Source organism: Streptomyces sp. NPDC051576 (genome assembly GCF_040681835.1).
Classification (GTDB): domain Bacteria; phylum Actinomycetota; class Actinomycetes; order Streptomycetales; family Streptomycetaceae; genus Streptomyces.
In genome coordinates this window covers 19,999-40,596 of sequence record NZ_JBFAZO010000021.1, presented here as the reverse complement: position 1 = coordinate 40,596, position 20,598 = coordinate 19,999, and the positions used below count along the sequence as shown (strand labels likewise).

General features: G+C 71.7%; 20 protein-coding genes. 13 read left to right on the top strand and 7 right to left on the bottom strand.

The genetic code is table 11. The annotated features are described in order from the left end of the window. Positions 1–588: 588 nt before the first annotated feature. From AB0M63_RS43880 to AB0M63_RS43860, 5 genes are all read left to right on the top strand, one after another. Entirely contained in the window at positions 589–1,212 is a 624-nt protein-coding gene (locus tag AB0M63_RS43880) for a GntR family transcriptional regulator (protein ID WP_355909644.1), read from the top strand. Positions 1,213–1,506: 294 nt separating this feature from the next. After that, positions 1,507–4,209 carry a pyruvate dehydrogenase (acetyl-transferring), homodimeric type gene (gene aceE / locus AB0M63_RS43875; RefSeq protein ID WP_366023327.1) on the top strand — a complete coding sequence of 901 codons (2,703 nt, stop codon included), beginning with the start codon at positions 1,507–1,509 and terminating at the stop codon, positions 4,207–4,209. An 86-nt stretch (positions 4,210–4,295) separates the two neighbouring features. Further along, positions 4,296–5,276: a YafY family protein gene (locus tag AB0M63_RS43870; RefSeq protein WP_366023326.1), complete on the top strand. Its 981-nt coding sequence runs from the start codon at positions 4,296–4,298 to the stop codon at positions 5,274–5,276. Positions 5,277–5,354: 78 nt separating this feature from the next. After that, a complete protein-coding gene (locus AB0M63_RS43865; RefSeq protein ID WP_366023342.1) occupies positions 5,355–5,876 on the top strand; it encodes a DUF4240 domain-containing protein in 522 nt (173 codons plus the stop codon). A gap of 19 nt (positions 5,877–5,895) precedes the next feature. Continuing rightward, positions 5,896–6,423 carry a carboxymuconolactone decarboxylase family protein gene (locus AB0M63_RS43860; protein WP_366023325.1) on the top strand — a complete coding sequence of 176 codons (528 nt, stop codon included), beginning with the start codon at positions 5,896–5,898 and terminating at the stop codon, positions 6,421–6,423. A gap of 257 nt (positions 6,424–6,680) precedes the next feature. Here AB0M63_RS43860 and AB0M63_RS43855 read toward each other — a convergent pair whose 3' ends face one another. Further along, a complete protein-coding gene (locus AB0M63_RS43855; RefSeq protein ID WP_355909632.1) occupies positions 6,681–6,911 on the bottom strand; it encodes a hypothetical protein in 231 nt (76 codons plus the stop codon). 189 nt (positions 6,912–7,100) lie between these two features. Between AB0M63_RS43855 and AB0M63_RS43850 the strand changes: the two genes are divergently transcribed. Beyond that, positions 7,101–8,231 (top strand): peptidoglycan bridge formation glycyltransferase FemA/FemB family protein, encoded by a 1,131-nt coding sequence (locus AB0M63_RS43850; protein WP_366023324.1) that lies wholly within the window; start codon positions 7,101–7,103, stop codon positions 8,229–8,231. A gap of 158 nt (positions 8,232–8,389) precedes the next feature. Here AB0M63_RS43850 and AB0M63_RS43845 read toward each other — a convergent pair whose 3' ends face one another. Beyond that, positions 8,390–9,211, bottom strand: a complete 822-nt coding sequence (locus AB0M63_RS43845; RefSeq protein WP_355909626.1) for a peptidoglycan recognition protein — start codon at positions 9,209–9,211, stop codon at positions 8,390–8,392. Positions 9,212–9,401: 190 nt separating this feature from the next. Here AB0M63_RS43845 and AB0M63_RS43840 point away from each other — a divergent pair, with 190 nt between their 5' ends. Next, positions 9,402–10,586 (top strand): MarP family serine protease, encoded by a 1,185-nt coding sequence (locus AB0M63_RS43840; RefSeq protein WP_355909623.1) that lies wholly within the window; start codon positions 9,402–9,404, stop codon positions 10,584–10,586. A 1-nt stretch (position 10,587) separates the two neighbouring features. Here the strand turns inward: AB0M63_RS43840 and AB0M63_RS43835 are convergent, their stop codons facing one another. Then, a complete protein-coding gene (locus tag AB0M63_RS43835; protein ID WP_366023323.1) occupies positions 10,588–11,076 on the bottom strand; it encodes a GNAT family N-acetyltransferase in 489 nt (162 codons plus the stop codon). A gap of 74 nt (positions 11,077–11,150) precedes the next feature. On the opposite strand from AB0M63_RS43835, the gene AB0M63_RS43830 reads away from it, so the two are divergent. Continuing rightward, entirely contained in the window at positions 11,151–12,047 is an 897-nt protein-coding gene (locus AB0M63_RS43830; protein ID WP_366023322.1) for a TIGR01777 family oxidoreductase, read from the top strand. A 191-nt stretch (positions 12,048–12,238) separates the two neighbouring features. Further along, entirely contained in the window at positions 12,239–14,119 is a 1,881-nt protein-coding gene (locus AB0M63_RS43825) for an FAD-dependent oxidoreductase (RefSeq protein WP_366023321.1), read from the top strand. A gap of 17 nt (positions 14,120–14,136) precedes the next feature. Here AB0M63_RS43825 and AB0M63_RS43820 read toward each other — a convergent pair whose 3' ends face one another. Beyond that, positions 14,137–15,573: a regulator gene (locus AB0M63_RS43820; RefSeq protein ID WP_355909614.1), complete on the bottom strand. Its 1,437-nt coding sequence runs from the start codon at positions 15,571–15,573 to the stop codon at positions 14,137–14,139. A 284-nt stretch (positions 15,574–15,857) separates the two neighbouring features. Between AB0M63_RS43820 and lipB the strand changes: the two genes are divergently transcribed. The 4 genes from lipB (at position 15,858) to AB0M63_RS43800 (ending at position 18,980) form a co-directional block, all read left to right on the top strand. Then, on the top strand, positions 15,858–16,676 hold the full coding sequence (lipB, locus tag AB0M63_RS43815; RefSeq protein ID WP_366023320.1) for a lipoyl(octanoyl) transferase LipB: 819 nt from the start codon (positions 15,858–15,860) through the stop codon (positions 16,674–16,676). Positions 16,677–16,808: 132 nt separating this feature from the next. Continuing rightward, a complete protein-coding gene (gene lipA / locus AB0M63_RS43810) occupies positions 16,809–17,774 on the top strand; it encodes a lipoyl synthase (protein ID WP_366023319.1) in 966 nt (321 codons plus the stop codon). Positions 17,775–18,016: 242 nt separating this feature from the next. After that, positions 18,017–18,217 carry a hypothetical protein gene (locus AB0M63_RS43805; RefSeq protein WP_317887285.1) on the top strand — a complete coding sequence of 67 codons (201 nt, stop codon included), beginning with the start codon at positions 18,017–18,019 and terminating at the stop codon, positions 18,215–18,217. 58 nt (positions 18,218–18,275) lie between these two features. Then, entirely contained in the window at positions 18,276–18,980 is a 705-nt protein-coding gene (locus AB0M63_RS43800; RefSeq protein WP_355909604.1) for a DUF4191 domain-containing protein, read from the top strand. An 83-nt stretch (positions 18,981–19,063) separates the two neighbouring features. Here AB0M63_RS43800 and AB0M63_RS43795 read toward each other — a convergent pair whose 3' ends face one another. The 3 genes from AB0M63_RS43795 to AB0M63_RS43785 all read right to left on the bottom strand — a co-directional run bounded on the left by AB0M63_RS43795 (position 19,064) and on the right by AB0M63_RS43785 (position 20,593). After that, positions 19,064–19,606 (bottom strand): hypothetical protein, encoded by a 543-nt coding sequence (locus AB0M63_RS43795; RefSeq protein WP_366023318.1) that lies wholly within the window; start codon positions 19,604–19,606, stop codon positions 19,064–19,066. Positions 19,607–19,754: 148 nt separating this feature from the next. Further along, positions 19,755–20,069 carry a hypothetical protein gene (locus tag AB0M63_RS43790; protein ID WP_366023317.1) on the bottom strand — a complete coding sequence of 105 codons (315 nt, stop codon included), beginning with the start codon at positions 20,067–20,069 and terminating at the stop codon, positions 19,755–19,757. A gap of 194 nt (positions 20,070–20,263) precedes the next feature. Continuing rightward, positions 20,264–20,593: a hypothetical protein gene (locus AB0M63_RS43785; RefSeq protein WP_355909595.1), complete on the bottom strand. Its 330-nt coding sequence runs from the start codon at positions 20,591–20,593 to the stop codon at positions 20,264–20,266. Between the last annotated feature and the right edge of the window lie 5 nt (positions 20,594–20,598).

The window sequence follows — 20,598 nt, the reverse complement described above, 5'->3', positions numbered from 1 at the left end:
GGTGCCCCCGTCCGGAACCTTCGGACGGGGGCACCGTCCGTTTCCGTCCGGGCGTACGATCCCGTCGTGTGCCGGGCTCCGATGCCGTGTTCGTGCCGGTGACACGGATGCGCCGGCCGACCCGGCCCGGCTTCCGGGCACCGTCCGCTTCGCGAGGACGGGGACGGCGCCGGAGCCGGCGGTCGCTCGATGGCGTCCCGCCGGGTGGCGCAGCCGATCACGGTCCGTCGCCTCCGCTTCGGAGCCGTCCGCTACGTGCCGCCGCCGGCCGTCGTGCGATCACCACTGGTCCCGGCCCGGAGAGTCCCAACAGGGCCTCCACGAGGGCGGTTCGGGCCGCGACCTGGGGATTCCGTGCTTGGTCGGCCGCACCGCCCGGCGGGACGCCGGCCGACACCAGGCAACCCTCGGGTCCGGCGCCGCCACGGCCACCGGCCCGAGCCTCCCGCCCACCGCCACACCGCGCGGAGCGCACCGCCCCGGCAGCGTGTAAGTCTCGTCTCACCTGCATGAAAGCGCCCCCGTGCGCCCCTCCCGAGCGGGCGTGCGGCCTTATTGTCTAAACGTCAAACGCCTTAAGGAGCTCTCATGACCGCGCCCGTCGTCCACTCGCTGCGCGAACAGATCCGCGAGCACATCGTGGAGGGGATCGTCAGCGGGCGCTGGAAGCCGGGCGAGCGGATCGTGGAGCGGCGGATCGCGACCGAGCTGGAGGTCTCCCAGACGCCGGTGCGGGAGGCGCTGCGCGAGCTGGAGTCGCTGCGGCTGATCGAGTCGGCGCCGAACAAGGGCGTACGCGTCCGGAATCTGACCGCCGCCGACCTGGAGGAGAGCTACCCGGTGCGGGCCGGTCTCGAGGCCATCGCGGCGGAGCTTGCGGCGGAGAAGCTGGCCGAGGACTGCTCGGCGCTCGAACCGCATGTCGCCGCCCTGTACGAGGCGGACCGCGCGGCGGACGGGACGGGCCAGGTCCGCCACACGGTGGGTTTCCACCGGGAGCTGGTCCGTGCGGCCGGCAACTCGGTGCTGCTGCACACCTGGGAGGGCCTCGGCATCGAGGTGTTCACGGCGCTGTCGATCCGCTGGCTGGGCACGGTGCAGCAGTCGTACGCGGAGGAGCACGAGGAGTTGGTGGCCGCGTTCCGGCGCCGGGACCCGCGGATCGCGGAGCTGGTGAAGGCGCACGTTCTCGGGTGCGCGCCGCGAGCCTGAGGGCCTGTCTCCGCCGAGCACAGGAGCGCTTCCCCGCTCAAAAGCCCCCTCCGACCTGCGAAAACCCCGGTCGATCACGACACCCGGTGCCGCCGCCGGAGGCACCCCGTGCCGACTTTCTCGTAATCAAGATATTTTGCCCGGGAACCTTTGATCGATCATCGATCAGGGAGTTACAGTCACCGACGGGCTCCCACCACAGAGCCCGCCGCCCTGTCCTGCCAAAGACCAAGGGCACCCCCGAAAACCCCTTGCCGACGAGGGAACCCCCCTTCGACTGAGGAAGGCGGCGACATGACCGACCCCTACGCCATCCAGCCGAGCGAGCTCGACCAGCTCCCGGACCGCGACCCCGAGGAGACCGCCGAATGGCAGGCCTCCCTGGACGCCGTCACGAAGGCTGCCGGCCCGCACCGTGCCGCGTACCTGATGCGCCGCACACTGGAGCGCGCGGAGGGCAACGGCATCGCGCTGCCCAAGCTGCTGGAGACGGACTACGTCAACACCATCCCGACCGCCGCCGAGCCGTCCGCGCCCGGTGACGAGGAGATGGAGCGCCGGATCACCGCGTGGAACCGCTGGAACGCGGCGGCGATGGTGACCCGGGGCGCGAAACACGGCGTCGGCGGCCACATCGCCACCTTCGCCTCGGCGGCCTGGCTGTACGAGACCGGCTTCAACCACTTCTTCCGGGGCAAGGAGGCGGACGGCTCCGGCGACCAGCTCTACATCCAGGGCCACGCCTCCCCCGGCATCTACGCCCGCGCCTTCCTCGACGGCCGCCTCACCGAGGCGCACCTCGACAACTTCCGCCAGGAGGCGGGCGGCAACGGCCTCCCGTCGTACCCGCACCCGCGCCGGCTGCCCTGGCTCTGGGAGTTCCCGACCGTCTCCATGGGCCTCGGCCCGCTGTCGGCGATCTACCAGGCCCGCTTCAACCGCTACCTCACCGCGCGCGGCATCAAGGACGTCTCCCAGTCGCACGTCTGGGCGTTCCTCGGCGACGGCGAGATGGACGAGCCCGAGTCGACGGCGGCCCTCGCCCTGGCGAGCCGCGAGGGTCTGGACAACCTGACCTTCGTCATCAACTGCAACCTCCAGCGCCTCGACGGCCCGGTCCGCGCGAACTTCAAGATCGTGCAGGAGCTGGAGGCCCAGTTCCGCGGCGCCGGCTGGAACGTCGTCAAGTCGCTGTGGGGCAACGCCTGGGACGAGCTGTTCCAGCTCGACACCACGGGCGCGCTGGTACGACGGCTGCGCGAGGTACCGGACGCCCAGGTGCAGACGTACCAGACGCGCGGCGCCGCCTACATCCGCGAGGACTTCTTCGGCCAGGACCCGGCTCTCGTCGAGCTGGCGAAGCTGCTGAGCGACGACAAGATCCTTGAGTGCTTCCACCTCTCGCGCGGCGGCCACGAGGCCCGCAAGGTGTACGCGGCCTACAAGGCGGCCCTGGACCACAAGGGCGGCCCCACGGTCATCCTGGCGCAGACGGTCAAGGGCCACACGCTCGGCGAGGGCTTCGCCTCGAAGAACGCCAACCACCAGATGAAGAAGCTGTCGACGGACGAGTTCAAGCAGATGCGTGATCTGCTCGAACTCCCCATCAAGGACAGCGACTTCGTCGACGGGGCGGTGCCCTACGGCCACCCGGGCGCCGACTCCCCCGAGGTCCGCTACCTCCAGGAGCGCCGCGCGGCCCTCGGCGGTCCGGCCCCGGCCCGCCGTACGCATACGCTGCCCGCGCTGCCCGCCCCCGCCGACAAGACCTTCGCGTCCTTCGACAAGGGCTCCGGCTCGCAGAACGTGGCCACCACCATGGCCTTCGTCCGCCTGGTCAAGGACCTGGTCCGCGACAAGGAGACCGGCAGGCGCTGGGTGCCGATCGTCCCCGACGAGGCGCGCACCTTCGGCATGGAGAGCCTGTTCCCGTCGCTGGGGATCTACTCCCCCAAGGGGCAGACGTACGAGCCCGTCGACCGCGACCAGCTCATGTACTACAAGGAGGCCAAGAACGGCCAGATCCTCAACGAGGGGATCACCGAGGCCGGTTCGATGGCCGACTTCATCGCCGCTTCCACGTCGTACGCGACGCACGGCGAGGCGATGATCCCGTTCTACATCTTCTACTCGATGTTCGGCTGGCAGCGCACGGCCGACCAGATGTGGCAGCTCGGCGACCAGCTGGGCCGCGGCTTCCTGGTCGGCGCCACGGCCGGCCGTACGACGCTGACCGGCGAGGGCCTCCAGCACGCGGACGGCCACTCGCCGGTGATCGCGGCGACGAACCCGGCGGCCCTGTCGTACGACCCGGCCTTCGCCTACGAGGTCGCGACGATCGTCAAGGACGGCATCCGCCGGATGTACGGCGAGGGGGCCCAGGGCGAGGACCCGAACGTCTTCTACTACCTGACCGTCTACAACGAGCCGATCCCGCAGCCCGCCAAGCCGGCCGGTCTCGGTGTCGACGAGGGCATCGTCAAGGGCCTGTACCGCTTCAACACGGCGGAATCGGCGGGACTTTCGCCCGACGCCAACGCGGCACGCATCCAGCTCCTCGGTTCCGGTACGGCGATCCACTGGGCGCTGAAGGCGCAGCGGCTGCTCGCCGAGGAGTGGGGTGTGGCGGCGGACGTGTGGTCGGCCACCTCGTGGACGGAGCTGCGGCGGGACGCGCTGGACGCGGACGCGGCGCTGCTGCGCGGCGAGGAGCGGGTGCCGTACGTCCGGCAGGCGCTGCACGGCGCGGAGGGGCCGGTGCTCGCGGTCTCCGACTACATGCGCCAGGTTCCCGACCAGATCGCGCAGTGGGTCGAGCAGGACTATTCGTCCCTGGGCGCGGACGGCTTCGGTCTGTCGGACACGCGTGACGCGGCCCGTCGTTACTTCGGCGTCGACGCGGAGTCGATCGTCGTGGCGGCGCTGGCCCAGTTGGCTCGGCGCGGTGAGGTCAAGGCGACCGCGGTGAAGGAAGCGCGGGAGCGGTACGGGTTGTAAGGGTTGCAGGTAGAGCGCGGGCGTGTGGGAGCCGGTCGGCCGGTCCCCGCACGCCCGCGGCCGTTCGTGCGCCCATCATGGGTCCCATGCGCGCAGCCCGCCTCATCAAGATGGTGCTCCTCCTCCAGTCCCGGCCCGCCATGACCGCCGCCGAGCTCGCGCGGGAGCTGGAGGTGTCGGAGCGGACGGTGACACGGGACGCGCAGGCGCTGTCCGAGGCGGGCCTGCCGGTGTACGCGGAGCGGGGGCGGGCCGGCGGGTACCGGCTGGTCGGCGGGTACCGGACGCGGCTGACCGGGCTGGCGCGCAGCGAGGCCGAGGCACTGTTCCTGTCAGGCCTGCCGGGGGCCCTGCGGGACATGGGGCTGGAGGACGCCGCCTCCGCGGCCCGGCTCAAGGTGTCCGCCGCGCTGCTCCCCTCGCTCCAGGACTCCTCGCGGGCGGCGGCCCAGCGCTTCCATCTCGACGCCCCGAACTGGTTCACCGAACCCGGGACGCCCCCGCTGCTGCCCGCCGTGGCGGACGCGGTGTGGGACGACCGCAGGGTCCTCGCGCGCTACCGGCGCGGGGACGCCGATGTCGAGCGGGAGCTGGAGCCGTACGGGCTCGTGCTCAAGGCGGGCGTCTGGTACCTGTGCGCACGGGTGGCCGAGGGCGATTCCTTCCGGGTGTACCGGATCGACCGCTTCACGGCGGTGGATTCCCCGGACGACGAACGCTTCGTACGGGACGAGGACTTCGATCTTCCGGCGTTCTGGGAGGAACGGGCGGAGCAGTTCGCGCGGTCGATCCTGCGGGCCGAGGTGGTGGTGCGGGTGTCCCCCGACGGCGCGCGAAGACTGCCGTACGCCGTCGATCCGGTCGCGGCGCGTGAGGCGCTGGAGGTCGCGGGGGCGCCGGAGGACGGGGACGGGTGGGTGACGGTGACCCTGCCGGTGGAGTCCGAGAAGGTGGCCCACGCACAGCTCGCGGGGCTGGGGCCGGAGGTGGAGGTGCTGGCTCCGGAGAGTCTGCGGGCGCGGTTCGTGAGCGACGCGCGGCGGCTGGCCGCGCTGTACCGCCCATAACGATCTGCCCCGAGCCAGGTGACAATCCGCTGCACTCCACGTGCGCACCACCCCTCCAGGACCGATGCTTGACCCGTGATGGACGAGACGGAGTTCTGGGAGCTGGTGGACGCCACCCGCGAGGCCGCCGAGGGCGACCCCGAGGAGCAGGCCGACCTGCTCGTGGACCGGCTTCTCCTGCTGGATCCGGAGCTGGTGCTGGACTTCGCCCGCCATTTCGAGGCCCGCTACAACCGCGCCTACACCTGGGACCTGTGGGGTGCCGCGTGGGTGCTGCTGGACGGGGCGAGCGACGACGCGTTCGACTTCTTCCGGTGCTGGCTGATCGGTCAGGGCCGCGAGGTGTACGAGGGCGCGGTGCACGACGCCGACTCGCTGGCCGATCTCATCGACGACTTCGACGAGGAGATCGACGGCGACGGGGAGGAGCTGGGGTACGCGGCGGACGAGGCGTACGAACAGCTCACCGGTGTCGTCGCCCCCGACCTGGGGATTCCGCCCGCGCCCGCCGAGCCACTCGGGGCACCGCTCGACCTGGAGAACGAGGCCGTGCTGGCGGAGCGCTTCCCGAAGCTGCGGGAGAGGTTCCGGCAGGACTGAGGAGGGTACGGACGTCACCGTGGCTCGAATACCGTTCCCGGAGCGTTCCGCCGACGCCGTCGACAAGCTCCCCACCCCGCTGAACGCGTTCCGCATGCTCTCCCACGCCCCGGAGCTGCCGGGTCCGGCGATCGACCTCGGGATGGCCGTGCTGGGGTCGTCTTTGCCGGTGCGGTTGCGCGAGTTGGTGGTGATGGCGGTGGCGGCGCGCACGGACTGTGCGTACGGCCTCGTGCAGCACCGGCCGATCGCGCTGCACGCGGGGGTGACGGTCGACCAGCTGGACGCCGTCGTCGAACTCCGCGCGGAGGAGAGCGAGTTCGACGCGATGGAGTGGTCGGCGCTGACCGCGGCGGAGGAGCTGCTGGCCCAACACACCCTCGCGGACGCCACGTTGGCCACGCTCCGTGAGCACTTCACGGACCGTCAGGTGGTCGAGCTGATCACGACGGTCGGCTACTACACGATGCTGGCCGGCCTCCTGAACGGCCTGGGCGTCGACATCGATCCGGCGGGCGAGCAGTACCTGGGCCTGGGCAGGAGCTGAGCGCCGGAACCGGTCGCCGCACCCTAGGGCCTGTTCCAGGTTTCCCGTCGTCCGCCCGGAGGGCGGGCCCTGCGCCCGCCGCGGAAGCGGCTGATGTCGCAGTCGGTGCGTGCTCTCGGCGTGCCGGGCGGAAGTCCGCGTACTGGTTGTACGTGGGCTTTCGCCCGGTGCGGCGAGTGGGGGCACCTCCCACGCCCTTAAGGCAGTGGGGGAGCGTGCCGGGCCTCGCGGGGCAGGCGGGAAACCTGGAACAGGCCCTAGGCCGCCGTGCGGCGCCGGGTCGTGTCCGTCGGGATGTATGCCTGGGTCTGGTCGGCCCGGATCGCGTGGTGCATCGGGGCCGCGTTGGCCTGGTCCAGCGCGGAGGCCGTGACGGCGGCCGGGCCGAGGATCACGGTCGCGACCGCGCAGACGACCGCCCAGGGGCCGCGGGCGGACCTGGTCCAACCGGCAGGCTTCTCCGTGGTGTTGGTGTGACTGCTGTTCATTTTCCCCACCTCCAGTCAGTGCGTGTGCATGACGATAGGGAGCTTGTCTCGGCGAACCCGGTGAGCCGCCTGCGAGAAACCTGTGAGCGCCGACGGGCAAGTGTTCGCGCAGTTCACAGACTTGAGGTCTTGACCGGAGCCGTGACATCCGGCTTACGGTGGCCGCCGCCGAACAGGAGCGCCGCGCCCATGACCAGCCCGTACGTGAAGGGGATCACCCGCGAGGAACATCTCGCGCATCTCCGGACGCACCCCGACGCGAGCCATCTGCAGATCCCGGAGTGGGCCGATGTGAAGCCCGACTGGAGCGCGGAGAGCGTCGGTTGGTTCGAGGGCGACACCCTGGTCGCCGTCGCGCTGGTGCTGTACCGCGCGTTTCCCGGGACCGGGCGCTGCCTCGCCTACCTTCCCGACGGGCCCGCGATCGACTGGCACAGCCAGCGCCCGGAGCGGTACCTGGACCCGCTGGTCGCGCACCTGGAGAAGGAGGGCGCGTTCTCGGTCCGCATCGGCCCCCCGCTCGTCGTCCGGCACTGGGACGCGGCCACCGTGGCGGCGGGCGTCGCCGACCCCTCCGTACGGCATCTGCGGGATCTGCCGACGGACGGGATCGACGGGTACGCGCTCGATGCCGCCGAGCGACTCAGGCGGCTGGGGTGGCGGCGGTGCAAGGAGAACGAGGGAAGCGGGTTCGGGCTCGGACAGCCGCGCTACGGGTGTCACATCCCCCTGGCGGGGCGGTCGGTGGACGAGCTGCGGCGGAGTCTCGCTCCGCACTGGCTGCAGGCCCTGCAGACCGCGGAGGGGGGCGGTGTCGGGGTCTTCTGGGGGTCCGCCGAGGATCTGCCCGCGTTCCACCGCCTGTACCGGGCGACGGCCGAGCGGGACGGGTTCAAGGCCCGGCCCCTGGACTACTTCCGGCGGATGTGGCAGGCGTTGAACGCCGAGGAGTCCGACCGGATGCGGATCTACCTCGCCGAGTACGACGACGAGATGCTGTCCTCCGCGATCATGATCGGCGTCGGCCCCCGCGTCTGGCACTCCTATCCCGCGTCCGGCCGCCGGGGACGTGAACTGCGGCCCAGCAGCCTGCTGTTGTGGCGGATGCTGTGCGAGGCGCTGGAGTCGGGCGCGGACACGTACGACCTGCGGTCGATCACCCCGTCCCTCGTCCCCGAGGACCGCCTCGTCGGCCGGCTCCTCTTCAAGACCGGCGCGGGCGGCCGGGCCGTGGAGTACTTCGGCGAGTGGGAACGGCCCGTAGGGGTCCAGGGGAAGGTGCTCCAGCGCGCGCTGGGGGTCTACCTCAGCCGCAGGTAGACACACGGGCCGGCGGGCTCGCCCGGCAAGTCCGCCGGGCGCGGGGCTGTGCCATGTGCGGCTCCGCCGCGTGGGCGCGACCGGCCTCCGCGACCCGCAGCGCAGGGGCCGGGGGCGCCGCCCCCCGGGGCCGGGGCGGGTAGGGGCGGCGGGGGCGGTCAACGCCCCTGCAACCGTGCCGCCGCCTCTCGAACCTCCGGCAACCTGGCCAGCAGTGCCGCGCCCGGGCAGCTCGTCATGTAGCCGTCCTTGTGGGCGGCGAGGGCGGGGAGGGTCGCGGTGGTGCCGGCGGCGTAGCGGCTGAGGCTGTTGCTGGAGACCAGGTGGGCCTTGGTGCGCGGGTCGACGTCCGCGAGGCCCAGTTTCCAGGCGGCCAGGGCTGCGATCGCGTCGGTCATGGCCTTCGGTACCGGTACGCCCGCCGTGAACGTGCCGATCGCGGCGATGCCCGCGGTGCGGTGGTTGAAGCCCTGGGTGTGGGCGCCGGTGACCGCGCGGTCGACGCCGCCCGCGCGGCCCTCGTAGATCGTGCCGCAGCGGTCGACGAGGAAGTTGTAGCCGATGTCGTCCCAGTCCCGGACGCCGGTCTGGCCGGCGTAGAGGTAGCGGATGATGCGGGGCGCGTCCGCGCAGTCGTAGTGGTTCGGTGAGTCGGTGTGGTGGACGAAGACGGCGACGACCTTGTCGTCGTAGCGCGGGGGTGGCTGCGCGTGCCGGGAGAGGGCGTCCAGCCAGGCCGAGCGCGGCACGATGCGCGGCTCGGGGGCGGTGTGCCGGGCGGTCGCGGGGCGGGCGGCGACCGGGGAGCGCAGGGCGGCCGTGGCCTTGCGGCCGACGCCGTTCGCGCACAGGGCCAGCACCAGGACGGCGGCCAGGCCGGGGAGACAGGCCAGCAGCAGGACCGCCGAGCGGGGGACGCGGGCTATTCGTACCCGTCGCCGCCGCCTTCGTGCACCCGGCGTTCTTCTCAGGACGCGCATGGTCAACACTCTCGGCCGGAAACGCTCCGCCCGCGATGTGTGCTGTGCCACCCGGTGGAACCATCGTCCTGGTCCGGCACGTTTCTGCGGGTACACGCACGCGTGGGCACGTTCCCGGGGGCCACGCGCGCGTGACTGATCAGTGGGCCCGTTCCTCGCGTACTAAGGGTTCCGAGAGAAAGGCGGCTCCGTGGACCTGCTCGACCTGCTGTTGTTGCTGGTGATCCTCGCCTACGCGGCGTCCGGGTACCGGCGCGGCCTCGTCGCCGGATGTGTGTCGCTCGCCGGGTTCGTGGGCGGTGCGGTCGTCGGCGTGTGGGTGCTGCCGTGGGTGATGGACCTGGTGACACCGGGGACGACGGCGGCGACGGTGACCGCCGTGCTCACCGTGCTGACCCCGGCGGTGGTCGGGCACGAACTGGCGGGGCGGCTGGCGCTGAAGCTGCGCAAGGAGCTGGACCAGGGGCCGCTGCGGGTGGCCGACGGGATCGGCGGTGCCGCGGCGAACTCGGTGGCGGTGATGATCGTGGCGTGGGTGGCCGCGAGCGTGCTCGGTGTTTCTTCGTCGGCGACGGTCACCTCGGCGATCCAGGACTCGGCGCTGCTGGGCAGCGTGCAGAAACTCATGCCGGACACCACGCCGACCTGGTTCTCGCGCGCCACCTCCGCACTCACCGAGGCGGGCTTCCCGCAGGTCTTCAACCCGTTCGAGAACGCGTCGACGGCCGAGGTCGCCAAGCCCACCGGCGACAGCGTCACCGCCGCCGCGACGAACGCGGCCAAGCGGAGCACGGTCAAGATCGAGGGCTCCTCGGGCACCGAGGGCCGCGAGGGCAGCGGCTTCGTGTTCGCCGCGCAGCACGTCATGACCAACGCCCATGTGGTGGCCGGCATCGACGACCCGACCGTCCGCATCGGCGGGGTCGGGCGGTCGTACGAGGCGCGGGTGGTCCTCTTCGACCCGAGCAAGGACGTCGCCGTGCTGTATGTGCCGGGGCTGTCCGCGCCCGTGCTGCGCTTCGACGACGACGCGGCGCGCGGCGACTCCGCCGTGGTCGCGGGCTATCCGCAGGACGGCGACCTGAATCTCCAGGCCGCGACCGTCGCCAACCAGGTGAACGCGACCGGGCAGAACATCTACAACGACGGGACGGTCACCCGCGAGATCTACTCGATCCGCTCCACGGTCCGCCCCGGCAACTCCGGCGGCCCGCTCCTGACCACCGGCGGCAAGGTCTACGGCGTGGTCTTCGCCCGCTCCACCTCGGACGACGAGACGGGGTACGTGCTGACGGCCGACGAGGTCTCCGGGGACGCGAGGAGCGCGGCGACCGCGACGGCCCCGGTGGACACGGGCGACCTGGTCACGTCGTAGCTCACAGCGAGCGGCCCATGAGGACGTCGTCCACGTACTCCCCGTCGAGCAGGAACTCCTCGGGCAGTACGCCCTCGACGGCGAAGCCCTCGGCCTCGTAGAGCTTCCGCGCCGGTGTGTTGTGGCCGAGCACGCGCAGGGTGATGCGCCGGGCGCCCTGCCGCCGGGCCTCGGTGATGGCGGCGCGGATCAGCGCGCGGCCGACCCCGTGGCCCCGGGCCGCCTCGCCGACGGCGAGCCCCTGGATCTGCCGGACATGCGCGTTGCAGACGAGCGAGGTGGCGGGAACCAGCCGGATGTAGCCGACGATCCGGCGGTCGAGTTCGGCGACCAGGAAGTCACCGGGCACGTGCTTGTCGTCGAAGAAGGGCGCGTACGGCGGCTGCGCCTTCGGCACGACCGCGTGCAGCCGGGACCAGGTGGCGCGGTCCAGCGCTCCGAGTTCCTCGTCGTCGTCGGGCAGGGCGGTGCGTATGTACGGCTCGGACATGGGGGCCACCCTACGGCGGCGAACGGCGGAGTCCTCATGGGGTTTTTACGGATCAACGGGGCAGGATGGGCGCCATGGAACGCTCGCGAATCGCGGTGACCGGCGCCTCCGGTCTGATCGGCAGCGCCCTGGTGCGGTCCCTGACCGCGGACGGGCACGAGGTGGTGCGCCTGGTGCGGCGGGCCGCTCGGGGCGCGGACGAGGTGTGCTGGGACCCGGAGGGGCAGTACGTGGACGCCGCCGCGCTCGACGGGTGCGACGCCGTGGTCAATCTGGCCGGCGCCGGGATCGGCGACCACCGCTGGACGGACGCCTACAAGAAGACCGTCCGGGACAGCCGCGTGCTGGGCACGGCGGCGCTCGCGGAGGCGGTGGCCGCGCTGGACCGGCCGCCGCGGGTGTGGGTGAACGGCAGCGCGATCGGCTTCTACGGCGACACGGGCGACCGCGCAGTGGACGAGGACGCGCCTCCCGGGGACGGCTTCCTGCCCTCGCTGTGCGTGGAGTGGGAGGAGGCGACCGCGCCCGTGCAGGAGGCCGGCGTGCGGACGGTGTTCGCGCGGACCGGGCTGGTGGTGGCACGGGACGGCGGGGCGTGGGCCAAGCTGTTCCCGCTCTTCAAGGCGGGGATCGGCGGGCGGTTCGGGAACGGGCGGCAGTACTGGTCGTTCGTCGCGCTGCACGACGAGGTCGCGGCGATCCGGCATCTCATCGACACCGAGGGCCTGTCGGGGCCCTTCAACCTCACCGCCCCGAATCCGCTGACGAACCGTGAGATCGCGGCGGCGATGGGCCGGGTGCTGCACCGCCCGTCCCTCTTCACTGTTCCCGCGCCCGCGCTGAAGCTGGCGCTCGGCGAGATGTCGGGGGATGTGCTGGGGAGTCAACGGGTGCTGCCGAAACGGCTGTTGGAGTCGGGGTTCACCTTCGCGTTCCCGGAGATCGAAGGGGCGATCAGGGCGGCGCTGTAAGGGACGGACGCCCGCCGATGACACACGGCGACCGTATGTGACCACTATGCGACCGCCGTGCGACCGTGCCCTGTCGATGCGCGACTTCCGCTGACCGGTCACGGCCCTAACCTCGACCCGAACTCGGGTATCCCTGAAGGCCGTTGGGGGCATGACGTCCCCACCGGCCGCTCAACGTCGAGGAGGGGCATGTGTCTGAGCCCGCGTACCAGGCGGACGTCGTCGTCGTGGGAGCCGGGGTCGCCGGACTCGCCGCGGCTCATCGGCTGATCAGCGCAGGAGTAACGACCGTAGTCCTGGAGGCCGCCCCTTACGTCGGCGGCCGTATGTCGACCGAGAAGGTCGACGGGTTCCGGCTCGACCGGATCGGACAGTTCCTGTCCACCTCGTACCCCGAACTGCGCCTGACCCCAGGCCTCGACGCCCTGGTGCTGCGCCCCTTCGCACCGGGCGTCCTGCTCCACAGCGACGGCCGCCACCACCGCGCCGGCACTCCGGCGCCCGGAGGGAGCGCATGGGGCGCACTCCACGCGGTACGCGCCCTGGCGAGCGCCCCTCGGGCGGGGACAGGCCCGAGGGTGCGGACGGGGTCCGTGCGGGGCGGCGCGGCACGCAGGGGCTCCTTCTGGGGCGGCCCGACGGCGAGGGGACGTGGGGGCGTCGCCTGGGCCGCGGCGGCGCCGGGAGGCGTTTCCGGGGGCTGGGCAACACCCGGGGCCGGGGCGGCACTCACCGGCCGGACGGCGGCGTCCGCGGAAGAGCCCGTGCCCGGGACCCGGGTGGCGGCCTCCGGAGACACGACGCCGCACACCCCCCGTACGGAGACCCTGACGGAGGGCCCCACCCCGGGGGACCTGACGGCGGCGACACCCGGCGGCGAGTCCGTGCCCGAGGAGCGCACGGGAACCTCCGCGGGCGCCCGGCCGCCCAAGGACCGGACCGCGTCCCGGAGCGGGCTGACCGGCGCCACCTGGGGTGTGCTCAGGGACCGGACAGGTGCCTCCCGGGGCGGGCCGGCCGCCGGCGACCGCACGGACTCCTCCTGGGGCGGCCCCGCGCTCAAGGACCGGCCGGTGGACGCCCGTAGGGTCTCCGCCGTGCCCCGGCCGCGGTCCGGTGCCCCGCTCGGTGGGCCCGTCGACCAGGCCCGGCTCGGGGCCGCGCTCACCCGGCTCGCGGGGACGCCCGTCGAACGGCTGCTGGCGCGGCCCGAGTTGCCCGCCGGGCAGGCGCTCGCGGCACGCGGGGTGCCCGCGCGGACCATCGAGGGGTTTCTGCGTCCGCTGCTCGCCGCGCTGCTGTGCGACCCGGAGTTGACGACCTCCAGCCGGTGCGCGGACCTCGCGCTGCGCGCCTTCGCGGGCGGGCGGCTGTGTCTGCCGGAGGGCGGCGCGGAGATGCTGCCCGAGGTGCTCGCCGCGGCGCTGCCACCGGGCACCGTGCGCACCGGCGTGCGCGTGACGGACGTGGCGACGACATCGGTGACCACCGCCGAACACGGCGAGATCCGCTGCCGGGCCGTGCTCGTCGCGACGGACGCGCGCGCGGCGGCCGAACTCCTGCCCGGCCTGCGCGTACCGGACTTCCACCCGGTGACCGTCGTGCACCACACCACCGACGACCCGCCCACTACCGGAGCCGCCCTGCTCGTCGACTCCGACCGCGGCGGCCCGGTCGCGCACACCGCGGTCGTCAGCGAGGTGGACCCGAGCCGCGCCCCGGCCGGCCGCGCGCTCGTCTCGTCGACGGTCCTGGGCCCTCCCCCACCGGACGTCGAGACCGCCGTACGCATGCACCTGTCCCGCCTCTACGGCACCTCGACCGCCCGTTGGGAGACCCTCGCCGTGCACCACACGGCGACGGCCGTGCCCGTGATGCGGCCGCCGCACGACCTGCGCCGGCCGGTCCGCCTGCTGGCCGGCCTGTACGTGTGCGGCGACCACCGGGACACGAGCACGGTCCAGGGGGCCCTGCATTCGGGACACCGGGCGTCGACGGCGATCCTGAAGGACCTGGGCGCGGCAGGCACGCTGCACAGAGCCGAGCCGACGCAAACAACACAGGCCGCCTGAACCCCCCTCACCCCACCTCACCCGAACGCGGCGACCTTGTCGCGATACCCCCGCACCGGCGCCGCGTCCTTGTACGGCTCAAGCCTCCGCTCGAAGTCCCGCACGTACTCGATCGCCCGGACCGACCGCATCTCCGCGGCCTGCCCCGCCGCCTCCGCGCCCAGCGCGCAGGCCTGGTCGAGTTCGCCGAGGCCGAGCCGGGCGGAGGCGAGGACGACCCGGCAGAACAGCCGGCTGCGGGCGAAGGCGGGCGCCCGCAGTTGCAGGGAGCGCTCCGCGTGCTGGGCGGCGGCGCGGAACTGCTGGAGGTCCCGGTGCGCGTGCCCGAACTCGTCGGCGAGCTGCGCCTCGTCGAAGAACCTTGCCCAGTACGGCACTTCGTCCCCGGCGCGCGCGGTTTCGAGGGCGCGCTCGGCCCGGACCAGCGCGGAGGTGCACGCCCGCACCTCGCCCAGGACTCCGTGCGCCCGCGCCTCCACGGCGTGCAGCAGCGCCTGCACGACAGGGGGCGCGCTGGTCCCGACCCCCTGCTGCGCCACCCGCGCGAGCTGGACGGCCTCGCGCCCGTGCCCGAGGTAGACGGCCTGCCGGCTCATGGTGATGAGCACGTACGAGCCGTAGGCCCGGTCCCCGGCCGCCTGGGAGAGGCGCAGCGCCTGCACGAAGTACCGCTGCGCGAGCCCGTGCGCGGCGATGTCGTACGACGTCCAGCCGGCGAGCCGGGTGAGGTCGGCCGCGGCCGCGAAGAGGCGCCGGCCGGTCTGCTCGCCGTAGGCGCCGCGCAGCATCGGCTCGGTCTCGTGCTCCAGGTAGCGCACGAGGGCCTGCCGGGCGTGGCCGCCGCCGTAGGCGTTGTCGAGGGTGCGGAAGAGTTCGCCGACCGAGCGGAGCGCGGAGATGTCGCCGCCGGTGACCCGCTGGCCGGGAGCGCGTTCGCCGGCCCCGCGCTGGCGGGGTACCGCGGGGCGGCCCTGCGGGGGCACCCGGCCGGCTGGTTCGGCGCGGCCGACCCGGTCGTCGGCGCGGCCGATCAGCCAGTCCCGGCTGGGCACGACAAGACCGGCCGGGGTGAAGGCGATCTTGCGCAGCTCGGCGTGGCTGCCGGAGTCCTTGCGCCACAGCCCGCTGACGATGTCGACGGCCTCCTCGGGGGTCGCGGCGAATTCGAGCCCCGCGTACACCGGCGCGCAGGCGTCCAGCCCCAGGTCCTGCGCGGTGAGCCGGCGTCCGAGCCGCCGGGTGAAGACCTCGGCGATCAGGGCGGGGGTGGTGCCCCTGGGCTGCTGGCCGCGCAGCCACCGGGTGACGGATGTCTTGTCGTATCTGAGGTCGAGTCCGTGCTCCAGACCGAGCTGGTCCACGCGACGGGCCAGACCTGCGTTGGAGAACCCCGCTTCTGCGATGAGCGCGGCGAGCTGGCGGTTGGGAGTGCGCTGCGCGGGTCGTTCCGTCATCTGCGGTGCGGTCTCCTGCCTTTCGGGCCTCACAGCGGCCGATGCGGCCGCCGCCTGCCCGGATTGCCTGTGAGCAGCCCTTTTGGCCTCGTGAACGGCGCGAATGTAGCGGAGCGTAAGCGGCCCGTCGCACATTCCGACGTGCATTCATCCGATCGTGTGAGGATTGGTCGTAGGGCTGACGGTCCCGACCGCCCGGTGGGCTGTCAGCGGTCGGTCGTACAGTGGCGTAGGCATGTTTCGTGCCTTACGACTCGTAGGTTGCTGCCAGGGAGGCGCTTGCCGTGGGTGAGTTGCGGTTCGTCCGGATGGGCTTCGGCGCGGACGCGGTCGAGTACCAGGAGGCGTGGGACGAGCAGCGCCGGGTGCACGCGGCCCGCTTCGCGGACGAGGTCCCGGACACCTGTCTCCTCCTTGAGCACCCGCCGGTGTACACGGCGGGCCGGCGCACGGCGGAGAGCGAGCGCCCGCTGGACGGCACCCCGGTCATCGACGTCGACCGCGGCGGCAAGATCACCTGGCACGGCTTCGGCCAGCTCGTGGGCTACCCCATCCAGAAGCTCCCGCGCCCCGTCGACGTCGTCGCCCACCTCCGCCGCCTGGAGGACGCGATGATCCGGGTCTGCGCGGAGTTCGGCGTCGAGACCAGCCGGGTCGAGGGCAGGGCGGGCGTGTGGGTCCTCGGCGACCCGGTGGACCAGCGTCCCTCCCTCGGCGGACTCTCCCTCGACTTCGACCCCCGGCTCACCGACGAGGAGTTCGACCCCCGCCTCAACGGCCCCGAGTACGCACCCTCCAACGCCGGCCAGCGCCGCGAGGACCGCAAGATCTGCGCCATGGGCATCCGGGTCGCCAAGGGCGTCACCATGCACGGCTTCGCGCTGAACGTGAACCCGGACACATCCAACTTCGACAAGATCATCCCGTGCGGCATCCGGGACGCGGGCGTCACGTCCCTCTCCCACGAGCTGGGCCGCGAGCTGACCATCGCGGAGGTACTCCCGGTGGCGGAACGGCACCTGGCGGATGCGCTGGGCAACGCGGACCTGCGGCCGAGGGCGACCGAGAAGGCATCAGCGACTTTCAGCCCGTCCGGCGTTTGAGGACGAGGCCGTCCAGGCCGAAGCGGGGGCCTGGGGGCGGCAGCCCCCAGCAGGGCCGGCACCAACACCGCCCACCAAATCAACGGGCGTAACCTAGGTTCCGCCGAAGAATCAATCGCTAGGGAGCCCATCGTGTCCGCAGTCGCACCCGACGGACGCAAGATGCTGCGCCTGGAGGTCCGGAACGCCCAGACCCCCATCGAGCGCAAGCCCGAGTGGATCAAGACCCGGGCGAAAATGGGTCCCGAGTACACGAAGATGCAGGCGCTGGTGAAGAGCGAGGGCCTGCACACGGTCTGCCAGGAAGCCGGCTGCCCCAACATCTACGAGTGCTGGGAGGACCGCGAGGCGACCTTCCTCATCGGCGGCGACCAGTGCACGCGCCGCTGCGACTTCTGCCAGATCGACACCGGCAAGCCCGAGGCCCTCGACCGCGACGAGCCGCGCCGGGTGGGCGAGTCCGTGGTCACCATGGACCTGAACTACGCCACGATCACCGGCGTCGCCCGCGACGACCTGGAGGACGGCGGGGCCTGGCTGTACGCCGAGACGGTCCGCCAGATCCACCAGCAGACGGCGTCCCGCGAGTCCGGCCGCACCAAGGTCGAGCTGCTCGCCCCCGACTTCAACGCGGTCCCCGAGCAGTTGGCCGAGGTCTTCTCCTCCCGCCCCGAGGTCTTCGCGCACAACGTCGAGACGGTCCCCCGCATCTTCAAGCGCATCCGCCCCGGCTTCCGCTACGACCGCTCGCTCAAGGTCATCACCGAGGCCCGCGACTACGGCCTGGTCACCAAGTCGAACCTGATCCTCGGCATGGGCGAGACCCGCGAGGAGGTCAGCGAGGCGCTGCGCCAACTGCACGAGGCGGGCTGCGAGTTGGTCACCATCACGCAGTATCTGCGGCCGTCGGTGCGTCACCACCCCGTGGAGCGCTGGGTGAAGCCGCACGAGTTCGTCGAACTCAAGGAGGAGGCCGAGCAGATCGGCTTCTCCGGGGTCATGTCCGGCCCGCTGGTGCGTTCTTCGTACCGTGCCGGGCGCCTCTACCAGATGGCCATAGAGAAGCGGGGCGCGTACGTGGCCTCGCAGGCGGTCTGAGCGCAGAGTCTGTGAATTCGCGCACAAGTGACTACTAGCGAGTAGCACCCGTATCCGACGCGGCCCTGACCGTCCTCCCAGTTGAGGGCGTCCATCAGGGCCGCGTCGGCGTTCCGGCCCACCGCATCAAGGCTTCATTGGCGTTTGACCGGTCGGTCACGCCCTGGTAACACCAAACAGTGACACTCGACTTACAGCACGTAGCCTCACACCCAGAGCCGTTCCGAGGGGGGACCTCCACCATGCAGGCCGCACCCGTCCGCGCCACCGCCATCCCGTCCGTCACCGACGCGCTCCGCGCGGTCGAGTCGCTGCTGATGAGCAGCGGCCAGCGCACCGCCCGGCGTAACGCGTGGACCTCCGTCCTGGAGGACCGCCGCCGCGCCAAGGACCGGGTCGAGGCACAGCTCGTCCTGGAGCAGTCCCTCACCTCCCGCTCCTGAACCCCTCGCCCCGGGCACCGCCGTCGTCGGCGCTCCGGGAGCCACGTAGACTCTTGGCATGGCGAGGAAGGACACGACAGCGGACAACGCTGCGAACCCCGGGCGACTCAAGCAGATCGTCCTGACGTACAAGATGACGCGCAAGGCCGACAAGGTGATCGGTCTTGTACTCGCGGCTGTCGGAATTGTCACCTTCGGTGTCTTCCTCGCGATCGGCTTCTTGCTCGGTCACCCCATTTACCTTGGCATTCTGGGCGTCCTGCTCGCCTTCCTCGCGACGGCGATCGTCTTCGGACGCCGGGCCGAGCGGGCCGCCTTCGGGCAGATGGAGGGCCAGCCGGGCGCTGCCGCCGCGGTACTGGACAACATCGGCCGGGGCTGGACGACGACTCCGGCGGTGGCGATGAACCGCAGCCAGGACGTGGTGCACCGCGCGGTCGGCAAGGCCGGCATCGTGCTGGTCGCCGAGGGCAACCCGAACCGGGTGAAGACCCTGCTGGCCGCCGAGAAGCGGAAGATGGCCCGCATCGTCGCGGACGTACCCGTGCACGACGTGATGGTGGGCACCGGCGAGGGCCAGATCCCGCTGAAGAAGGTCCGCACGACGATGCTCAAGCTCCCGCGCGTCCTGACCGGCCCCCAGGTGACGGCGACGAACGACCGCCTGCGCGCCATGGGCGACCTGATGAGCAACATGCCCCTCCCCAAGGGCCCGATGCCGAAGGGCATGAAACTCCCCAAGGGCGGCGGCAAGGCCCGCTGAGCCCCGCACCACTACTCGGCTTCTACGACGATGGGGGCGCCCGGATCACTCCGGGCGCCCCCATCGTCGTAGGCGTACGAACGCTACGCGCCCGCCACCTTCTCCAGCTTGGCGATCTGCGCCGTGACGACCTCGTCCGGGACCTCGACGGTCTTCGGGTCCGTCATGTCGACCGCGAAGAACACCGCGAGCGTCGATCCCGACCGGACGACGGTGTACGCGGTCGGGGTGTCCGCGCCGAGCATCCCGCCACTCAGCCGGAAAGCCACGGCCTCGTCGCCGGCGTCCGGCACGTCCAGGGACTTCACCGCTGACGCCTTCAGCTCCTCGGTGACCTCGAAACCGTCCGGGCAGCCCCGCACGGAGGCGGCGAGGTCGGCGAGGCCCTGTTTGGCGTCGGCTTCCTGGTAGGAGGCGAGCAGCACGCTCGTACCCGTGCCCACCGTGTCCCCTGAGGTGGCGGCCACCGTCTGGCCGACGCGGGCCTCGGGGTCGACGCTCAGCGAGAAGAACATCATCATCGACACCGCCGCGCATATGTCGTCGTCGGCGTCGACCGGGGGTGCCTCGGTGTCAGGGTCCGCCGGCGCTTGGACGCCGTAGCCCGCCAAGTCGCCCTTTGCCAACTGGGCCTTGGTGAGCTGGGTCTCGGTGAGAGGCCGGTGGCTCGTGTCAGTGGCCGACGGCGAGGCGGTGGCAGAGGCAGACCCCTTGGCCCCCTCCGTGTGGCCCGGGTGCCCTCATACGGACACCCGGCCCACTCGATCCCGCTCCCTAACCGGGCTGCCCCGCGAACGCGACCGCGTCGCCGTGCCACTTCTTGTGCACCCACAGCCGCTCCCCGGCCAACTCGGTCCGCGCCCAGGTGCCGGACAGGGTCCCGATGCCGGTGCCCTTCGGCAGCCGCGCGACGACACCGCTCGGCTTCACACCGCCGAACCGCCCGTACTCAAGGACCACAACACCCCGGTCGGTCGCGAGCACCACCCGCCGCGTCGTCCAGGCCATGGCGGCCGCCATCCCGACCAGTCCACCGAACGCCCCGAGGAGCGCCCCGCCCCCACTTGACGCCCCCGCGGCGACGGCCACGACCCGAACCCCGATCAACCCCACGAGAAAGAACCCGACCTGCGCCCAGGGATTGATACCGCCCTGAGCCAAAAGAACCCGCTCCACACGCTCACCGGGCTCCAGGAGCCCTTGCGAGCGCTCAATAATGCTGGCCGATATCTTCGGGGACATAAAATTTCATCCAATCAGTAGCGGGCACATCAGAATCGTCGTCAGACTTTATGACCCTTGCCGGCATCACGTTTTCTACCGAACTCTACGCGAGAATTCAGAAGTTTCACCCACGCATTTTCTCGATTTTCCGTATAATGCGCCCGCTGGGCACCAGGAGCGGTCTCAATAAGGTGCAGCAGAGACCAGGACAGGCCAAAGCAATCATCAGGACCGAAGACCGTGACCAACGCCTGAGCCTCTTCATCCGAAACGGGAGGAGTTACCCGCTCAAGCAGTCGCTCCGTCTCCACAACCTCCTCCTCACTCGCCTCCTCCGAGGGGAACGGGCCAGCTTCGATCAGGTCATTGACTTCATCGCGAATTGGCACCCAGC

Bases quoted from the DNA above. Each gene is read 5' to 3' on its own strand.
- AB0M63_RS43880 (WP_355909644.1), top strand. From the start codon at position 589: ATGACCGCGCCCGTCGTCCACTCGCTGCGCGAACAGATCCGCGAGCAC.
- aceE (WP_366023327.1), top strand. From the start codon at position 1,507: ATGACCGACCCCTACGCCATCCAGCCGAGCGAGCTCGACCAGCTCCCG.
- AB0M63_RS43870 (WP_366023326.1), top strand. From the start codon at position 4,296: ATGCGCGCAGCCCGCCTCATCAAGATGGTGCTCCTCCTCCAGTCCCGG.
- AB0M63_RS43865 (WP_366023342.1), top strand. From the start codon at position 5,355: ATGGACGAGACGGAGTTCTGGGAGCTGGTGGACGCCACCCGCGAGGCC.
- AB0M63_RS43855 (WP_355909632.1), bottom strand. From the start codon at position 6,911: ATGAACAGCAGTCACACCAACACCACGGAGAAGCCTGCCGGTTGGACC.
- AB0M63_RS43850 (WP_366023324.1), top strand. From the start codon at position 7,101: ATGACCAGCCCGTACGTGAAGGGGATCACCCGCGAGGAACATCTCGCG.
- AB0M63_RS43845 (WP_355909626.1), bottom strand. From the start codon at position 9,211: ATGCGCGTCCTGAGAAGAACGCCGGGTGCACGAAGGCGGCGGCGACGG.
- AB0M63_RS43835 (WP_366023323.1), bottom strand. From the start codon at position 11,076: ATGTCCGAGCCGTACATACGCACCGCCCTGCCCGACGACGACGAGGAA.
- AB0M63_RS43830 (WP_366023322.1), top strand. From the start codon at position 11,151: ATGGAACGCTCGCGAATCGCGGTGACCGGCGCCTCCGGTCTGATCGGC.
- AB0M63_RS43820 (WP_355909614.1), bottom strand. From the start codon at position 15,573: ATGACGGAACGACCCGCGCAGCGCACTCCCAACCGCCAGCTCGCCGCG.
- AB0M63_RS43805 (WP_317887285.1), top strand. From the start codon at position 18,017: ATGCAGGCCGCACCCGTCCGCGCCACCGCCATCCCGTCCGTCACCGAC.
- AB0M63_RS43800 (WP_355909604.1), top strand. From the start codon at position 18,276: ATGGCGAGGAAGGACACGACAGCGGACAACGCTGCGAACCCCGGGCGA.